The organism is Pleomorphomonas sp. PLEO (assembly GCF_041320595.1).
GTDB lineage: Bacteria > Pseudomonadota > Alphaproteobacteria > Rhizobiales > Pleomorphomonadaceae > Pleomorphomonas.
Genome location: NZ_CP166625.1, coordinates 4,599,004 through 4,615,228, shown reverse-complemented (window position 1 = coordinate 4,615,228; position 16,225 = coordinate 4,599,004). Strand labels below are relative to the sequence as shown.

Below are 16,225 nucleotides of genomic sequence, written 5' to 3'. Positions count from 1 at the left end.
TGTTGTCCTTTCACTGTCTTGATGCGGGTGGTCGAAACCGCCCGCGGTTCGATCCAGCGCCCGTTGTGTCAAAGCGGTGTCCGGATGATCTTGGGTCGCGCTGGGCTCAGGTCCAGCGGCGGAGAACGCGACGCTCGGCGGCGAGCGCCAGGCCGAAACAGGCCACCGAGGTAATGGTGGCGATCAGCGAGGTGGCCAAGGCGCGTTCGGTATCGAACTCGCCGGCTGCCTTGCGAAACATGTAACCGAGGCCGTCGGTCCCCATCAGGAACTCGGCGACGACGGCGGCGAGAACCGCCTCGGGCGCCGTCAGGCGAAAGGCCAGCATCAGGTTGGGCACCGACGACGGCAGCACGAGGCGCAGGAAGCGCTGGCGCCGAGAGCCACCAAAAACGCGAAACAGATCGTCACTGCCGGGCGGCAGCGCGCGGAGGCCGGCGCCAACATAAACGAAGGCCGGGAAGAAGCAGATCAGGGCGACGATGGCGATGACCGTCCTGACGTCATATCCCAGCAATCGCGCGATGATCGGGATGAGCGTCACCACGGGGATCGAGGTGAAGATCAGGCCGAGCGGGGTCAGCAGGCCATTCAGAAGGCGCGATGACCAACTCAGCACCGCCAATGCGCCGCCCAGCGTGAAGCCGAGCAACAGGCCGACGATGGCGACGATGAAGGTGCGGCCAGCCGGCGCCGCGTAACTCAGGGGATCGCCGACGAAATCCCTCAGGACGGCCAGCGGCCCCGGCAGCACGATCGACGACAAACCGGCGGCCGAGACCCAGATCTGCCAGCCGGCGACAACCAGCGCTACGGCCCAATAGCGCCGCGCCACATGAGAGACCGAGTTGAGAGCGGTGGAGGTCATCGCATGCGCTCCTGCACCAGACGCTCCAGCAGGCTGAATAGAGCAAACATGGATAGCGACGCGACGGCGGTGATCAGCACGGCGCTCCACAGCAGAGGAATCTGGAAATTCTGCATGGCCGACACGATCAATAGCCCCAGCCCACGCGAGGCGCCAAACCACTCTCCGATGATGGCGCCTATAAACGCGATCGGCACCGAGAGCTTCATCGCCGACGCGATGGCCGGCAGTGCCGATGGCAGGTCGAGCCGGAGGGCGGTGGACAGCCGGCCGGCTCCCAGCACGGCGAAGAGATCGCGATGGGACGCGCCGGCCGTTGCCAGACCCGAGGTCGCGGCGACGTAGAAGATGTAGCCGACGCCGAGGCCTGAGATGATTGGCGGTGTCACGTCGGCGCTCGCCAGCACGATCAACAGTGGCGCCAGCGCGATCGACGGGACGGCGTGGATCACGGCAATCAGCCGGTCAAGGCCCGGACGAACAGGAGCAATCAGATGACTGACGAGCGCCAGAACCAGCCCGCCGAAGCCTCCGCATAGATATCCGATGCCGACCGACGTGAAGGTCGCCGCGGCGGCTCGGCCGAACAACGGCAGCTTGGCCGGCGTCGACAGGAAGGCAAGCACTGTGGATAGTGGCGGCCAGGTAAGCCCGGCGAGACGGTAGGTGCCGATCACCTCCCAGGTGGCCAGAAACACAAGCACGCCTATCAAGCCGAGCATCAAGGACTGGCTGCGGGCAGACGTCATGCGGCGGCGCCCTCTGGTTCCAGCGCTTCGGTCAGCCTGTCGACAAGGTCATGGAATGCTTGTTCGCGCATCACGGCCGGAGCGCGCGGCCGTTCAAAGGGAGCTGGAATGTCGAGAATGACACGGCCTGGTCGCCCGCTCATCACCACGACACGGTCGGCAAGGAACAATGCTTCGTCGACGGAGTGGGTCACCAGCAGCGTGGTGATGCGGTGGCGGCTCCAGATACGTTGCAGTTCCACGTTCATCTGTCGGCGCGTCACCGCGTCGAGGGCGCCGAACGGTTCGTCGAGCAGGAGGACTTCCGGCTCAAGCACCAAGGCACGGGCGATGGAAGCGCGTTGGCGCATGCCGCCCGATAGTTGCTTGGGTCGAGCCTTTTCGAACCCGGTCAAGCCGACCAGGGCGATCAGATCCTTGACCCGCGCGCCATCCACCGGCCGCCCGGCGAGGTGAAACGGTAGGGTGACGTTGGCCTCGATATCGAGCCAGGGGAGCAGGGCATGATCCTGGAAGGCGACGCCGAGCCGATGACTGTGGCAAAGTTCGTCCGGCGCCCGGCCCTCGATGGTGACGCGGCCGGCTGTCGCCTCTTCAAGCGCCGCCACGAGGCGCAGGATCGTGCTCTTGCCGCAACCCGAAGGGCCGAGCAAGGCGACGAATTCGCCAGACGCGATGGAGAGGTCGATGTCGGACAGCGCCGTCAGCTGTTGGCCGTCGCCGAGGCGAAAGGTCTTGCTGACACGATCTATGCGGATGGCGGGCTTTTCTGACATGGAAGCCTGTGATCTGCGAGCGGCCGTCGCCAACCCCAACGGAGGGCTGGCCTCGGTCCTGTCGGTGGGGAGCATTGTCAGCTGGCGGCAAGCGCTTCTTCGAGCGGGCCGAGATCGATCAGGTCTTTGGCTGGCGGCACGTTCTTGTGGCCGGAAAGGCGGGCTACCTCAGCCATTGGGCCATCGACCAAAGCGGGGTCGAACCAGAACAGCTTGTCGGAGCCTGCCGCCTTGGTCAGCGGGATCTGCAGCTCGTTTTGGCGGATCTGCTGATCGATATCGAGCCCGAGGTCGGCGCCGAACTTGTTGACCGCCAGTTCGGCAGCAACCTTCGGGTCCTTGGCGTTTTCCTTCCAGCCCTTGATGTAGGCCTTAAAGTAGCTGACGATGGCAGCTCGGTTCTCTTTGACGAAGGATTTATGGGCAACCAGCACGCCGCCTGGCGCCTTGTAGCCGAGCGTATCCTGCAGCGTCACGAAGAAGTCCTTGCCCTCCACGAGCCCCATCTTCTCCAAGGTAATCGGCTGATTGGTGGCAAAGCAAAAATAGGCGTCACCATCGCCGGCAAGCAGCGGTTCCGGTGAGAAGCCGGTCGGTACCATGGTGTATTCGAGCGGCAGTCCGGCGCTGCGCAGGATGATCTCGATCACCGTCTTGTTGCCGGGGCCCTGGCCGAGGATGCGCGCGCCGACCAGATCCTTGGGCTCGCGTATTGGTTTCTTGGCGAGCGACAGCAGGGCGGCCGGGCTGGTGGGGAAGGCCGAGGCGAGGATGACGAGATCGTTGTTCTTGTCATAGGCATCCATGAACGGCAGCCAGTCGCTGGCAGCCAACTGCGCCTTGCCCGATTCCAGGACGACCAAGGGGTCGGGCGCATTCGGCCCGCCCGGGCTGTAGCTGAAGTCGATCCCCTCGGCGGCGTAATACCCCTGCTCCAGTGCGATCCAGACGCCGGCATGCTCAACGTTGGGCACCCATCCCATGGCAAGCTTGAGCGGCGTCGCGGCGAATGCAAGCGATGCCGGCAGCATGGTCGCCAAACCGGCGGCCGCGGAGGCCCTTAGGAGTTGGCGGCGGCTCAACATCGGCGAAAAAACGGGATCGGCTGGCATCGAGAGGGCGTCCTTTCCTTGATTGGCAGACTGGCGGCGGCATGGGAATTGTATTTTTTGTTACAACAAAGGCTAGCATATGTTACTAAACTTCCAAGCACGATGAAAAGGCAACCATGCCGCAATTTCAGTCAAAACCCTTAGGGCGTCTACCGGACAGCACGATGGTCGCCCAGCGCATCGCCGAGAAGTACGGTGATATGACGGGAGCCGTGCGGCGGTTTGCGGATCTGGTGAAGGCCGAGCCGCTTAAGGTTGCGCGCACGAGCATTCATGAGGCCGTAATCGGCGCTGACGTCTCGGTCGCAACGGCCAATCGCTTCGCCCACCTGATCGGCTTTTCCGGCTATGCCGAATTTCGCGCCGAGCTTATCCGGGGTTTCGAGAAGCTGTTCGAGCCCGTCGATGCGATGAAGCGGCGCCGGGCCGACGCGGGCAGTGCGTTCGAGGTACTTGAGGCCTCGCTCCGAGAAGACATCGCCAATATCGAGGCAACGCTAAGATCCTTGGATCCGGCCGCGACGGAGCGAGCCGTCGACATGATCGCCCGAGCCGAAAAGGTGTTTGTCCTCGGCTTCGAAAATGCCGCCCAGCTAGCTGGAATGCTCGCCTGCGGGCTCGATATGACGGGGATTCCGACGCGCAGCCCCGAGAACGGCGGCGGCATGGTGGGCGTGGCGCGCCAGCTGTTCAAATTTGGACCGAATGACCTTCTGATACCGATCGCCTTCTCGCTCTACATGCGCGACACCATCGTGATGACGCGCTATGCGAAGCGGGCCGGCATCCCCATCTTGGCCATTACCGATTTTCTCGACTCGCCGCTGGCATCGCTTTCTGACCAAACGCTGTTCGTGACGGCCTTTCATTCCATGCACCCGCCGTCGGACACAGCGATTTTGGCGCTGATCGAAGCGCTGATCGCCGCCGTGGCGCGCCAGCGGCCGGGCGCCCCCGAAGTGGCGGAGAAATTCGCAAGTTTTGCCTATCCCTGGATGCGCAGCACGGGACCTGACTGGTCGCCTGAGGAGTAGCGGTGCCTCGTTGCCCTCACTCGATTTCTTGGGCATGAACGACGATGTCCGGCCCATCGACAAGGATCACATTGTAGGCCGGCTTGTCGAAGCCGACTGCGAAATCCTTCGCTCCGAAGAGAGGTGCCGTCTGGTGGTTGGTTCCGCGTCCGGTGTTGAAGGCAATGCCGTTCCAGATGCCCGAGCATAGACGATGCACATGGCCAGCGAAGATGTGGCGGACGTTGCCGTGAAGGCGAAGGAGATCGGCAAACACTTGGGGATCGGCGAGTTTCACATCGTCTAGCGGCGGCATGCCGATGTTGAACGGCGGGTGGTGCATGAAGATGAGTGCCGGGGCGGGCGCTTCCGCCAGGCGGCTATCGAGCCAGCTCAGGCGATGTGCGCAAAGTCGACCGGCAACGGCCCCTTCGTCGAGCGTGTCGAGGAACACGAGCCGACCACCGTCGGTATCCAGGACCGATTGGACGAAGCCGCCCTCGGCTGGTGCATCGGGGAAAACGGCGCGAAAGGCGGCGCGGTCGTCATGGTTGCCGAGCAGCAGGCGAGACGGCGGAACCAGGGGCTCGATGATGTCGGCGAGCAGACGGTAGGACGCATGCGAACCGTCGTCCGAGAGATCGCCGGTGAACACGACGAGATCGGCGTCGGCGTGATGGCTGTTGATGTCGGCGATTGCCGCCCTAAGGCTCGCCGCTGGGTCGAGCCCGCAAACCAACTCGCCAGCTCCGCGTAGGTGCGGATCAGTGATCTGGATCAGTTTCATGTCCACCTCCTCAAGGCTTCGGCAGGCGGGTGCCGGCAAGTTCCTCGCCAAGCAAGCCATGGTTGGGAAAGCCGTCCACCGGGCGGAAGGTGTCGCGCACCGTCCACTGGGCGGAGACCCGCAAGTTCACCGGGGCGGCCGTCGGATTGGCGGCCCTGTTCTCCAGGAGCGCGACCGCTTGTTCGGCCATTTCCAGCGGGTCTTGCCGATAGGTGGTGAGGCGATAACTGAGCCAGGCTGCTTCCGGCAGATCGTCGAAGCCGACCACAGCAACGTCTTCGGGGACGCGGAGGCCGAGCCGGCTTTTGAGATGATCGATCAATGCGAAGGCGACGAGGTCGTTGACGGCGAAGACGGCGGTCGGCCGCTCGGCTGTCTCGAACAGGCGCTCCGCCGCCAGAAGCCCCCCGGCATAGTCGGTGTCCGGGCCGCGCGCCACGGTGACATCAACTCCGAGTCTGGTTGCCTCGGTGACGAAAGTCTGCTCGCGCTCGACGATGGCCGGCGTGCCGCTCTCCGAGCCGGCAAAGCCAATACGGCGATGCCCGGCGGTAACGAAGGCGGAGGCAATGCTGCGCGCGGCACCGGCGTTGTCAGTCTGAACGAGGTCGATTTCCGGCGCTTGGCGACCGATCGCAACCAGCGGCAGGCCGCTCGACCGGGCAAGCTCGATGAAGGACGACGGCGGCGATCCTGACAGCACGATCACCGCCTCGGCCCGGTGGCCGAACAGCGTGCGCTGGGCCGCCTCGGTCTCCTCGGCCGTCTCGCCGGCGTTGATCAGCACCGGGACCGAACCGCGACGGATCAGCACGGAGGCTAGTGCGGCGGTCAGGTGGGCGCGAAAACCCACCTCCGGCTTGGTGGCGACCAAGCCGACGATGCGACTGCGGTTGGCGAGCAACCCACGGGCAAGGTCGTTGACCTGATAGCCGAGATGGGCCGCGGCGGTCATGATCTTGTCGCGCGTTTCCGGCGCCACGGAGGCGCCGGGCGTGAAGGCGCGAGACACAGCTGATCGCGACACGCCGGCAAGCTCGGCTACGTCGCGGGCGCTCACGAAGCGGGGGGCGGACTGCGGTTTGCCGTTGAGATCGTCGGTCATGACGGAAACCTACTGCCCGACCTTGGCGAGCACATCGGTGCGCAGGAATTTTTCCACCACCAGCATGAAGGCGATCGAGGGAACGAGCAGAAGCAGCGCGGTGATCGAGGCGATCTGATAGTTGCCGCCAGCTCCCGCTGAATAGAGCAGGAGTGGCAGCGTCGTCACGTCGGGGGCACCGACGAAATAGCTGCCGGTAAACTCGTCGAGCGATTCAAGAAACACGAAGATGGCGCTGGCCATCAAGCCGGGGGCGGCGAGCGGCAGCGTTACGTCGGCAAAAGCCTTGAGGCCGGAGGCACCAAGGTTGCGCGCGGCAAGCTCGAGATCGCGATCAACGGCCGAAAAGGCGGCCGCGGCGATCCATACGGCGTAGACGAGGCCGTGTGTCACGTGCACCAGCACGACGCCAAGGACGGTGCCGTTGAGGCGGATTTCGTAGAACAGCCGGGCGATGTTGACGTAAACGGGCAGGTTGGGGAAGGCCTGCGGCAGCAGGAAGGCGAGGAGCACCAAGCCTCTGAACGGCAGTCTCAGCCGGGCAAGCGCATAGCCGGCAGGGATGGCGAGCGCCAGCGACCCCGCGACGGTAAAGAACGCGATGCTGATTGAGGCGACGAGCGACTGCAGAGCGTTGCCGCGCGGTGCGAACACCCGGCCCCAATAGCTGAAGCCGTAGTCGATCGGCAGCGCGTGCGGGAAGTACCAGCGCTCGGCCACCGTCCACAGTAACAGGTTGGCGAGTGGCCCAAAGATGACGAAAGCAAGCGCGCCGAGAATGGCGGCGCGCGGCAGCCACCAGAGCAGATTCTGAACGCGGTCGAGGCCGCGCGGCGCGATAAGGGCGGCGGATGCGCTCATCGGCCCTGCCTCATGTTGATGCGGAGATAGAACCAGGCGGCGACGGAACTGATGGCCAACGAAATCAGGCCGAGCGCATTGGCGACACCATAGTCACGGTAGGTGCTGAGGCGGAAGGCGATGTCGGCGGTGATCATGGTCGGCGCCTGGGCGTTGATCATCAGCGGCACCGTGAGCACGCCCATCATGGTGACAAAGGACAGCACGAGGCCAACCAGGAGTGTGGTCGCGACTTGCGGCACGACGATCTCGACGAGGATGCGGAGGCGCGAGGCGCCGAGGTTGCGCGCCGCCTCGATGGTGCCACGATCGAGCGACGCCATGGCGCCCGCCACCATCAGCGCCACGAAGGGCGTCTGCTTCCAGACGAAGGCGACGACGACGCCGCGCCAGTCGAGATAGCTGGTGGCCGAGAGCGGATCGAGCAAGCCGAGCGTGACCAGCGTCGAGTTGAACAGGCCGCTCTTGGCGAGAAAAGTGCGCAGCACCTGGCCGACAACGATGAAGGGGATGAACATCGGCCAGCGGTAAAGCCAGCGCAGGATGGCGACGGCGGCCGGGTTCTCGCCGAGCGTCAGATAGCCGCCGATGGCGATGGCAAGCAGGCCGGTCAGGACGGTCGAGAGGCCGACGATCACCGCCGTGAAGACGATGTCCTGGGTGTAGAAATCATAGGCCTTGGTGAAGTTGCCGAGACCATAGGCTCCTTCCACTTCGAAGGCACCGATCACCGAGGCGGCGAGCGGCACCATGAAGAGAAGAAGGATGACGATCAGCGCCGGCGAGATCAGCAGTGGGCCGAGAAGGCGTGCCATCGGCTTATCCAGATTCTGCAAGGAAAATGGGACCGCCCGGCAAGGCTGGGCGGTCCCTCACATGTTGTCCGCTCAGTTGGCGACCTTGGCCTCATAGGCTTCGAGGATGGCCGTGTTATACGGGGCGAGCGGGAAGGGCTTGCCCTTCGCGGCAAGATCGGCCGGCGTGATGTCGACGAACAGCTTGTTCCAAGTGGCGTCGTCGAGCTCGGCCTTGACCTTGTCGGCATCGATGCCCGGATACCAGTTGAACTTCTTGACGATGCCCTCGGCCTGCACCTTCGGCGAGGTGGCCAGTTCGACGAACTTCTCGGCAAGCTCTTTGTTCGGCGCCTTGGCGGGAACCACGTAGTGCATCGGCTGGCCGGGCATGCCGGGGGCCGGAAGCAGCAGCTTCAGCTCGGGCGGCAGACGGCCGTCGGCCTGCCAGGAGTAGAACATGTCGACCCACACCGGTCCCAAGGCGATTTCACCGCGAGACAACAGGTCGAGCGTACCGGCATTGCCCGGCGTCAGCGTGGCCGACTTGGTGAATTCCTTGAGGCTTTGAAGGGCGCCGTCCCACTTGGCCGTCTCGGCCTTGTCGAACGGGCCGTACATCAGCTTTTGCGCATCGCTACCAGAGAAAGCGTAGACCCAGCCCATCACGAAGCTGACGCCCGAGGCGCCACCCTTGATGCCATTGTAGCCGAACTGACCGGGATGCGCCTTCGCCCACTCGGCGATCTCGGCGTAGCTCTTGGGCGGGTTCGGGACGAGCGCCGGATTGTAGGCGATGGCCGTCTGGCTGTTGAACATGGGCATGACGTAGCCCCTGACCTCGGTGCCCAAGGCATTGTCGGCGTTGGTGCGCGTCACCAGCTTGCCGGTGGCGATCTTGTCGCGGTAGGCCTCGAGGTAGCCGGCGGTCACCATCGGGCCGGCGAACTTCTCGTGGACGACGGCAACGTCGGTATCCCAGGTGGCCGTGCCCGCCTTGGCCTGAGCATCGAAGCGCTCGAGGATCTTCTGCGAGCCGGCGTCGCCCGGACCGGTGCCGACGGCGCGAACGGTATTGCCTGGGTTCTGCTGTTCGAACAGCGGGCCGAGGTAGTTGTTGATGTAGTCGACCATGTTCTGGTCGCCCGCGGTGATCACGGTCAGCTCGGCGGCGCTTGCCGGCGAGGCGACGATGGCCAGCACCATCGCGGAATTGAGCAACAGCTTTTTCATGACGCGTCTCCGATCTCGATCATCAGATTTTGGTTCTCAGGCGGTCAGTCTGTCCCGAACCGGCGAAACCTCGTCGGCTGCGGATGGTGCGCCGCGCGCCGACGCATCGGCCGGTGCGGCAAACAAGAAGAGACCACTCGCCGGTACCCGGACGAGCACTTCGGTACCCGGCGGCAGCGCCTCCGGGCCATCGACGAGCACCGAGCCATCGCCAATGCGGACGGTGTGACGCCACTCGCCGCCTGGGTAGACGACGGCTTCGACGCGACCGAGCAGTTCGATGGCGGTGGTGTCTCCGAAAGAAGGGGCCTCTAGCCGCTGGAGGTGCAGCCGCTCGGAACGAAAGCGCGCTTCGAGCCTGCCGCTTGGCGGCGCCGGTTGGTCGAGCACGAGGCTGGTTGCCCTGTTCAGCGGCCCAGCAGCGATGTCGATGCAGTTGCCGGAGCAGGTGGCATCGAGAGGAACGACATTTTCGGCACCCATGAAGGCAGCGACAAAGGCCGATGCCGGCCGGGTATAGATCGCCTCGGGCGTGCCGAGCTGGGCGATGCGGCCCTTGTCGAGGATGACGATGCGGTCGGCCATTACCATGGCCTCCTCGCGGTCGTGAGTGACATGAATGGTGGTGATCCCAAGCCGTTGCTGCAGAGCGCGGATCTCGTGGCGCACGGTGAGCCGAATGCGGGCATCGAGGTTGGACAGTGGCTCATCGAGCAGCAGGATGTCGGGATCGACGGCCAGCGCCCGGCCGAGCGCGACACGCTGGCGCTGGCCGCCCGACAGTTCCGACGGTTTGCGTCCACCAAGGCCATCAAGGCCGAGCAGTGCTTCCATCTCGGCGACCCGCGCAGCGATCGCTTCGCGCTGCCAGCCTTTGAGACGCAGGCCATAGCCGATATTGCGCGCCGCCGTCATGTGAGGCCAAAGGGCATAGGACTGGAAAACCATTGCCATGCCGCGCTTGTCCGGCGGCAGGCGGGTGACATCTCGGCCATCGACGCGGATTCTGCCGGCGCTGGGCAGAGCGAAGCCGGCGATGGTCCGGAGCAGCGTCGTCTTGCCGCAGCCCGAAGCCCCAAGCAGAGCCACGAATTCGCCTTTGCCGATCTGAAGATCAATGCCTTTGAGCACCCGCGTCTGGCCATAGCCGGCGTCGAGGTCCCGAAGGCTGAGATAGGCGTCGTCACTCATAAATCGATGCGTTGCACAGCTGTGCAAACGTCCCCGCAACAGATGCTGTCTTGGGTTCTTCCGATAGACGGCGATCGTTACAGGCCGATGACAAAAGACGGCCGTGGCCGCGCCCTTGGAGCGTGGAGCCCAGGCGCATTTTTGCGCGCCTGTTGAGTTTGCTTTCATTGATTCCATATTGGAATCAATGAAAGCGATTTTGTCCAGCTAATCGCCCCAATGGAATGCTGACATATAGGAAGGCGAAACGACACCAACCTCATTGGAGGACATCATGATCGACCTTGCCACTGGCCCCTATGCCGCTCTTTTGCTTCGCCTTTCGCTCGCCGGCCTATTCTTCGCCCATGCCGGCCTGAAGCTGTTCGTGTTCACGCCGGCCGGCACCGCCGGTTATTTCAAGTCGCTCGGCCTGCCGGGCTGGCTCGCCTACGTGACGATCGCCGCCGAAGTGTTGGGCGCAGCGGCCCTGTTTCTCGGCGTCTGGCCACGCCTTGTTGCACTCGCACTGGTCCCGCTGATGCTCGGCACCATCGTCACCGTTCACGGCAAGGCTGGCTTCTTCTTCACCAATGCCAATGGTGGTTGGGAATTTCCCGCCTTCTGGATCGTTGGCCTTCTGACGCTCGCCCTCACCGGTGACGGTGCCCTGGCCCTCGTTCATACCCCGGCGCTCTTCTGAGCGCCGGAGCGGATCTCGGAGACGCTGCCATGTCTGATCGCATCGAAAAGCTGGCCATGGGCCGGGTGACCCTGACCGTCAACGACATCGACAAGATCGGTGCCTTCTATGAGAGGGCGGTGGGCCTCCATCGCCTGAGTTCGGATGGAACCGCCTCTCTCTATGGCGCCGGCGGCTCGGTTCTGCTCGAGCTTCGCCAGGACAAGGCGGCTCGGCGGCGGTCTCCCCGCGAGGCCGGCCTCTTTCACGTTGCCTTCCTGCTGCCATCGCGGCAGGATCTGGCCCGTTGGACGCGGTTCGCCGCTGAGAGCCATACGCCGGTCGTCGGCGCATCCGACCATGGGGTCAGCGAGGCGATCTATCTCACGGATCCGGAGGGCAACGGCGTCGAGATCTATAGTGATCGACCGGCTCCTGCTTGGAAGCGGCAAGGCAATATGATCGAGATGCCCTCCGACGCGCTCGACATCGAGGATCTGCTCGCTGATACGGGTTCCGGCCGTTGGCAAGGTTTTCCAAATGCTTCGAAAGTCGGCCACGTTCATCTTCAGGTCGGGGCCATCGCGCCCGCCGAACAGTTCTATTCCGGCATTCTTGGTCTCGGCATTACCTGCCGCTATCCAGGCGGAACCTTCTTTGCCGCCGACGGTTACCATCACCACATCGCCACCAATATTTGGAACAGCCGAGGCGCCGACGTTCGCGATTACCCCTCGACGGGTTTGGCCTCGCTCGACATTCACGTCGGCCAGGATCGCCTCAAGGAAATCCACACGCGCGCCCAGATGCCGTTGGCCTCCGCCGACCATCTCGTTCTCCCCGATCCCTGGGGAACGAAAATCGTCCTCGTGGCCTGACGCCTCGATAACCGCCGGCTAGATTACGCCGGAGCTGACAGGAGAATGATCCCATGCTCGTTGATGGCAAATGGACCGCCGATTGGAAGCCGGTGCAGAAGATGGACGAGAAGGGCGGTTTCGTTCGTCAGACATCGAGCTTTCGCAGCTGGGTGACGCCCGATGGCGCCGCGGGCCCGACCGGTGAGGCCGGCTTTGCGGCCGAAGCCGGGCGCTATCATCTCTATGTGGCGCTCATCTGCCCCTGGGCATCGCGCACGCTGATCGCCCGCAAGCTCAAGGGGCTGGAAGACGCCATCTCGCTGTCAGTCGTCGAGCCGATGATTTCCGACGAGGGTTGGCGTTTCGGCGATTATGCCGGCTCCACGCCCGACACGGTCAATGGCGCCACATACCTGCACGAGATCTACACCAAGGCCGATCCACATTTTACCGGCCGTGCCACAGTACCGGTTCTTTGGGACAAACAGCGCGGCACCATCGTCAACAATGAATCGGCCGACATCATTCGGATGCTCAATGCCGGCTTCGGCGATCTGGCCAAGTCGGACTTCGATCTCTATCCGGCTGATCTTGCGGCTGAGATTGACGCGCTTAACGACCGCATCTATCCGCGCCTCAACAACGGCGTCTACCGGGCGGGTTTTGCCACGACGCAGGTCGCTTATGAGGAGGCGTTCGCCGAGGTGTTCGCCATGCTCGACGAGCTGGAGGGCCGGCTTTCCGATGGCCGAAACTTCATTCACGGCCAACGCTTCACCGAAACCGACATCCGTTTGTTCGTCACGCTGATCCGCTTCGATGCGGCCTATTATGGTCTCTTCAAGTGTAACCTTCGCCGCATCGCCGATTACCCGGGCCTGACCGGTTACCTGAAGCATGTCCTGGCCGTTCCGGGGGTGCGTGAAACGGTCAGCATCGATCACATCAAGCGCGGATACTACTCGATGAAGGCACTCAACCCGCAGCGCATTGTGCCACTCGGTCCCGATCTCAGCGATCTTGGCCTCGGCGCCTGAATTACAATTTCCCAAACAAGGAATTCTTCGTGTCAGTTTCTCTCGTCATCTTCCTGCACGGTGTCGGCAGCCGTGGCTCCGATCTTGCTCCGCTCGCCGGTGTCCTCGCGCCGCATCTGCCCGAGGCGGTCTTTGTCGCGCCGGATGGCCCCCTGCCATTCGACGGAGGCGGAGCCGGGCGCCAATGGTTTTCCATCCGAGGCGTGACCGAGGCTAACCGACCACAGCGCATCGTTGAAGCGAGAAGCGATTTCGATGCGACGCTGTCGGGAATCATCCGTGAGCACGGCCTTTCCGAACAGCTTGATCGAGTGGCTCTGGTCGGCTTCTCTCAGGGCTCTATCATGGCGCTCGACGCGCTCGCCTCCGGCCGCTGGTCGTTTGGCGCCATCGTTGCCTTCTCCGGTCGCCTGGCATCGCCCGAGCCGCTGGTCCCTTCGAGGTCGACCCGGACGCTGCTCATCCACGGTGAAGCCGATACGATGATACCGGCAACGGAGTCGCTTGAAGCCGAGCGGCGGCTGAAGTCGGCGGGCGCGGTTGCCGAGGTGCACCTGCTGCCCGGCGTCGTTCACACGATCTCGTCGGAGGGTGCCGCTCTCGCCACTTCTTTTCTTGCGAAAGCGCTCGCCATTCAATGAAGGGACGAACGGCTCCATTTTCTGACGCGACCGGCCAGATATGGCCGGTCGCGTCTGCTTCCACGCCGATTTAGGCGCATTCAACGAAAGGAAGGTGCCGCATGGCGGACACTGAAAATACTCAAGGCTGGTTGGCTCGAGGGTGGTTGTATCTTGTAGGTGCGGTCATTGTCGCGGCTGGCCTGTTTTTCGTTGTGGGAGGCGGTTACCTCGCCTGGCTCGGCGGCAGTCTCTACTTTGTCGTTGCGGGTTTGGTGTTGATTGCGTCCGGCGTGCAGATCATGCGTGCCCGACTATCAGGCGCGGCTCTGTTCGGCGTGGTCCTCCTCGGTACTGCCATTTGGGCGGTTTGGGACTCCGGCCTTGCCTTCTGGCCGCTGGTGTCGCGCCTTTTCGCCATGGCGGTCGGTGGGGTCGTGGTGGCTTTGTCAGTCCCGCTCCTTACCCGCAAGTCCAGTGGGCGCAGGCTTGGCTACCTGTCGCTGGCCATTCTTGGCGTCGGCGTCGTCGCCACGGCGGTGAGCGCGTTCTTTCCAAAGAATGTTGTTGCCCCCACGGAAAGTGTTGCCACCACCACCCCGGTCGACAAGTCGGCTCCGCTACCGGATTGGTCGGCCTGGGGCGGCAATGTAGCCGGCACGCGCTTTGGCGCTCTCGATGACATCACCCCTGCCAACATCTCGTCGCTGACGGTGGCCTGGACGGCGCACACCGGCGAACTCCCCAAGAGTACCGGATCGGGCGCGGAGGACCAGAACACGCCGATCCAGATCGGCGACAGTCTTTATGTCTGTACCGCCTATGGCACGGTCATCTCTTTCGATGTCGATACGGGCACGGAGAAGTGGCGCTATGCCGCCGGTGGTACGGTGCCATCCTGGCAGCGCTGTCGCGGCCTTGGCTACTACGACGAGACCGTAGCGCAACGAGTTACCCAGCAGCCGGACGGCAGCGTCTTTGATCCCTCGATCTCGCCGCGCCGCATATTCATTCCCACCGTCGATGCAAGACTGATTGCGCTCGATGCTGAGACGGGCAAGCCGATCAGCACCTTCGGCAAGCAAGGCATTGTCGATCTCAAGGATGGCATGGGCGAGGTCAAGCCCGGCTATTATCAGCAGACTTCGACGCCGCTTGTGGCCGCCAACCTCGTCATCGTCGGCGGTCGTGTTGCCGATAACAACGAGACCCAAGAGCCGCCGGGCGTCGTTCGCGCCTTCGATGCCGTCAGCGGACAGCTTGTCTGGGCCTGGGATCCGGGCAACGAAGCCGTTACCCGTGAACCTCTCTCTCCCGAGGGCTACACGCGTGGCACTCCCAATGTCTGGGCGGCGATGTCCTTCGACGCCAAGCTCGGTCTCGTCTATTTGCCTACGGGGAACGCCACGCCCGACTTCTGGGCCGGCGAGCGTACCGCGCAGGATGACAAGTATTCGTCGTCCATCGTTGCGGTGAACGTTGCCACTGGCCGGCCAGTGTGGACTTTTCAGACCGTCCACCACGACCTTTGGGATTTCGACGTTCCGGCCCAGCCAGTGCTTTACGATATCCACAATGCCGACGGCACCACCACGCCTGCGCTGTTGCAGGTATCCAAGACCGGCATGATCTTTACGTTGAACCGGGAAACGGGCAAGCCGTTGACGGAGGTGGTCGAAAAGCCGGTTCCCCAGGGGCACGTCGAAGGCGAGCGTTATTCGCCGACACAGCCCTATTCGGTCGGAATGCCGATGCTGGGCAACGGCACTCTGGTCGAGTCGGACATGTGGGGCGCAACGCCGTTCGATCAGTTGCTCTGCCGCATATCCTTCAAGGAGATGCGCCATGAGGGTGTCTTCACTCCACCGGGCCTCGATCCCTCGCTGCAGATGCCGGGTTCCCTCGGCGGCATGAACTGGGGATCGGTCTCCGTCGATCCGACCACCAACCTGATGTTCGTCAATGACTTGCGCCTTGGGCTCGCCAACTATCTCATTCCGCGTCCCCAAGTGAAGGGAGGCAACGGCATCGAGATGGGCGTTGTGCCGCAATTGGGAACACCGTTTGGTGCCATGCGCCAGCGCTTCCTGTCGCAGCTCGGCATCCCCTGCCAGCTGCCGCCGTTCGGCACGCTGTCGGCGATCAGCATCACCTCTCATAAGCTGGTCTGGCAGGTTCCGGTCGGCACGGTCCAGGACACCGGCCCGCTCGGTATCAAGATGGGTCTGCCGATTCCAATTGGCATGCCGACGCTCGGGCCAACCCTCGCCACCCAGTCTGGCCTCGTCTTTTTCGCAGGCACGCAGGACTATTATCTGCGCGCTTTCGATAGCCATACTGGCAAGGAGATTTGGAAATCCAGACTGCCGGTCGGCAGCCAGGGCGGCCCGATGACTTACCGTTCGCCGAAGACTGGCAAGCAATACGTTGTCATCACGGCCGGGGGCGCACGCCAATCCCCAGACAGGGGCGACTACGTGATCGCTTACGCGCTGAAGTAAGGCGCGGCGCATAAACGGAACGCCGGGCTTTTGGTTCAGCGATCTGGATCCGATAAT

Annotated in this window: 16 protein-coding genes; 6 read left to right on the top strand and 10 right to left on the bottom strand. The window is 63.4% G+C overall.

Translation table 11 applies throughout. The annotated features are described in order from the left end of the window. Window positions 1-106: 106 nt before the first annotated feature. From AB6N07_RS21375 to AB6N07_RS21360, 4 genes are all read right to left on the bottom strand, one after another. A complete protein-coding gene (locus AB6N07_RS21375; protein ID WP_370675070.1) occupies window positions 107-868 on the bottom strand; it encodes an ABC transporter permease in 762 nt (253 codons plus the stop codon). Then, complete coding sequence (locus AB6N07_RS21370) at window positions 865-1,617, bottom strand: ABC transporter permease (RefSeq protein ID WP_370675069.1); 753 nt, start codon at window positions 1,615-1,617, stop codon at window positions 865-867. Before AB6N07_RS21370 ends, AB6N07_RS21375 begins: the two co-directional genes overlap by 4 nt. Beyond that, window positions 1,614-2,393 (bottom strand): ABC transporter ATP-binding protein, encoded by a 780-nt coding sequence (locus AB6N07_RS21365; protein ID WP_370675068.1) that lies wholly within the window; start codon window positions 2,391-2,393, stop codon window positions 1,614-1,616. Before AB6N07_RS21365 ends, AB6N07_RS21370 begins: the two co-directional genes overlap by 4 nt. Window positions 2,394-2,470: 77 nt before the next feature. Further along, window positions 2,471-3,505, bottom strand: coding sequence for an ABC transporter substrate-binding protein (locus AB6N07_RS21360; RefSeq protein ID WP_370675067.1), 1,035 nt, complete (start codon window positions 3,503-3,505; stop codon window positions 2,471-2,473). Between the two features lie 164 nt (window positions 3,506-3,669). On the opposite strand from AB6N07_RS21360, the gene AB6N07_RS21355 reads away from it, so the two are divergent. Beyond that, a complete protein-coding gene (locus tag AB6N07_RS21355; RefSeq protein WP_370675066.1) occupies window positions 3,670-4,539 on the top strand; it encodes a MurR/RpiR family transcriptional regulator in 870 nt (289 codons plus the stop codon). A 16-nt stretch (window positions 4,540-4,555) separates the two neighbouring features. Here the strand turns inward: AB6N07_RS21355 and AB6N07_RS21350 are convergent, their stop codons facing one another. From AB6N07_RS21350 to AB6N07_RS21325, 6 genes are all read right to left on the bottom strand, one after another. Next, a complete protein-coding gene (locus AB6N07_RS21350) occupies window positions 4,556-5,305 on the bottom strand; it encodes a phosphodiesterase (protein ID WP_370675065.1) in 750 nt (249 codons plus the stop codon). Window positions 5,306-5,315: 10 nt separating this feature from the next. Next, window positions 5,316-6,410 carry a LacI family DNA-binding transcriptional regulator gene (locus tag AB6N07_RS21345; protein ID WP_370675064.1) on the bottom strand — a complete coding sequence of 365 codons (1,095 nt, stop codon included), beginning with the start codon at window positions 6,408-6,410 and terminating at the stop codon, window positions 5,316-5,318. Between the two features lie 9 nt (window positions 6,411-6,419). Next, window positions 6,420-7,271, bottom strand: coding sequence for an ABC transporter permease (locus AB6N07_RS21340; RefSeq protein WP_370675063.1), 852 nt, complete (start codon window positions 7,269-7,271; stop codon window positions 6,420-6,422). Beyond that, the gene (locus AB6N07_RS21335) at window positions 7,268-8,086 is read right to left on the bottom strand and encodes an ABC transporter permease (protein WP_370675062.1); all 819 of its coding nucleotides are present in this window, start codon (window positions 8,084-8,086) and stop codon (window positions 7,268-7,270) included. The genes AB6N07_RS21340 and AB6N07_RS21335 overlap by 4 nt, the downstream gene beginning before the upstream one ends. Before the next feature lie 72 nt (window positions 8,087-8,158). After that, window positions 8,159-9,298 (bottom strand): extracellular solute-binding protein, encoded by a 1,140-nt coding sequence (locus AB6N07_RS21330; protein ID WP_370675061.1) that lies wholly within the window; start codon window positions 9,296-9,298, stop codon window positions 8,159-8,161. Between the two features lie 36 nt (window positions 9,299-9,334). Continuing rightward, window positions 9,335-10,489, bottom strand: coding sequence for an ABC transporter ATP-binding protein (locus AB6N07_RS21325; RefSeq protein ID WP_370675060.1), 1,155 nt, complete (start codon window positions 10,487-10,489; stop codon window positions 9,335-9,337). A 274-nt stretch (window positions 10,490-10,763) separates the two neighbouring features. Here AB6N07_RS21325 and AB6N07_RS21320 point away from each other — a divergent pair, with 274 nt between their 5' ends. From AB6N07_RS21320 to AB6N07_RS21300, 5 genes are all read left to right on the top strand, one after another. Then, window positions 10,764-11,171, top strand: coding sequence for a DoxX family protein (locus AB6N07_RS21320; RefSeq protein WP_370675059.1), 408 nt, complete (start codon window positions 10,764-10,766; stop codon window positions 11,169-11,171). A 29-nt stretch (window positions 11,172-11,200) separates the two neighbouring features. Then, window positions 11,201-12,028 carry a VOC family protein gene (locus AB6N07_RS21315; protein WP_370675058.1) on the top strand — a complete coding sequence of 276 codons (828 nt, stop codon included), beginning with the start codon at window positions 11,201-11,203 and terminating at the stop codon, window positions 12,026-12,028. 53 nt (window positions 12,029-12,081) lie between these two features. Then, window positions 12,082-13,047, top strand: a complete 966-nt coding sequence (locus AB6N07_RS21310) for a glutathione S-transferase family protein (RefSeq protein ID WP_370675057.1) — start codon at window positions 12,082-12,084, stop codon at window positions 13,045-13,047. Between the two features lie 29 nt (window positions 13,048-13,076). Next, window positions 13,077-13,688, top strand: coding sequence for an alpha/beta hydrolase (locus AB6N07_RS21305; protein ID WP_370675056.1), 612 nt, complete (start codon window positions 13,077-13,079; stop codon window positions 13,686-13,688). Between the two features lie 146 nt (window positions 13,689-13,834). Then, window positions 13,835-16,168, top strand: a complete 2,334-nt coding sequence (locus AB6N07_RS21300; protein ID WP_370675055.1) for a membrane-bound PQQ-dependent dehydrogenase, glucose/quinate/shikimate family — start codon at window positions 13,835-13,837, stop codon at window positions 16,166-16,168. The last annotated feature ends 57 nt before the right edge of the window (window positions 16,169-16,225 follow it).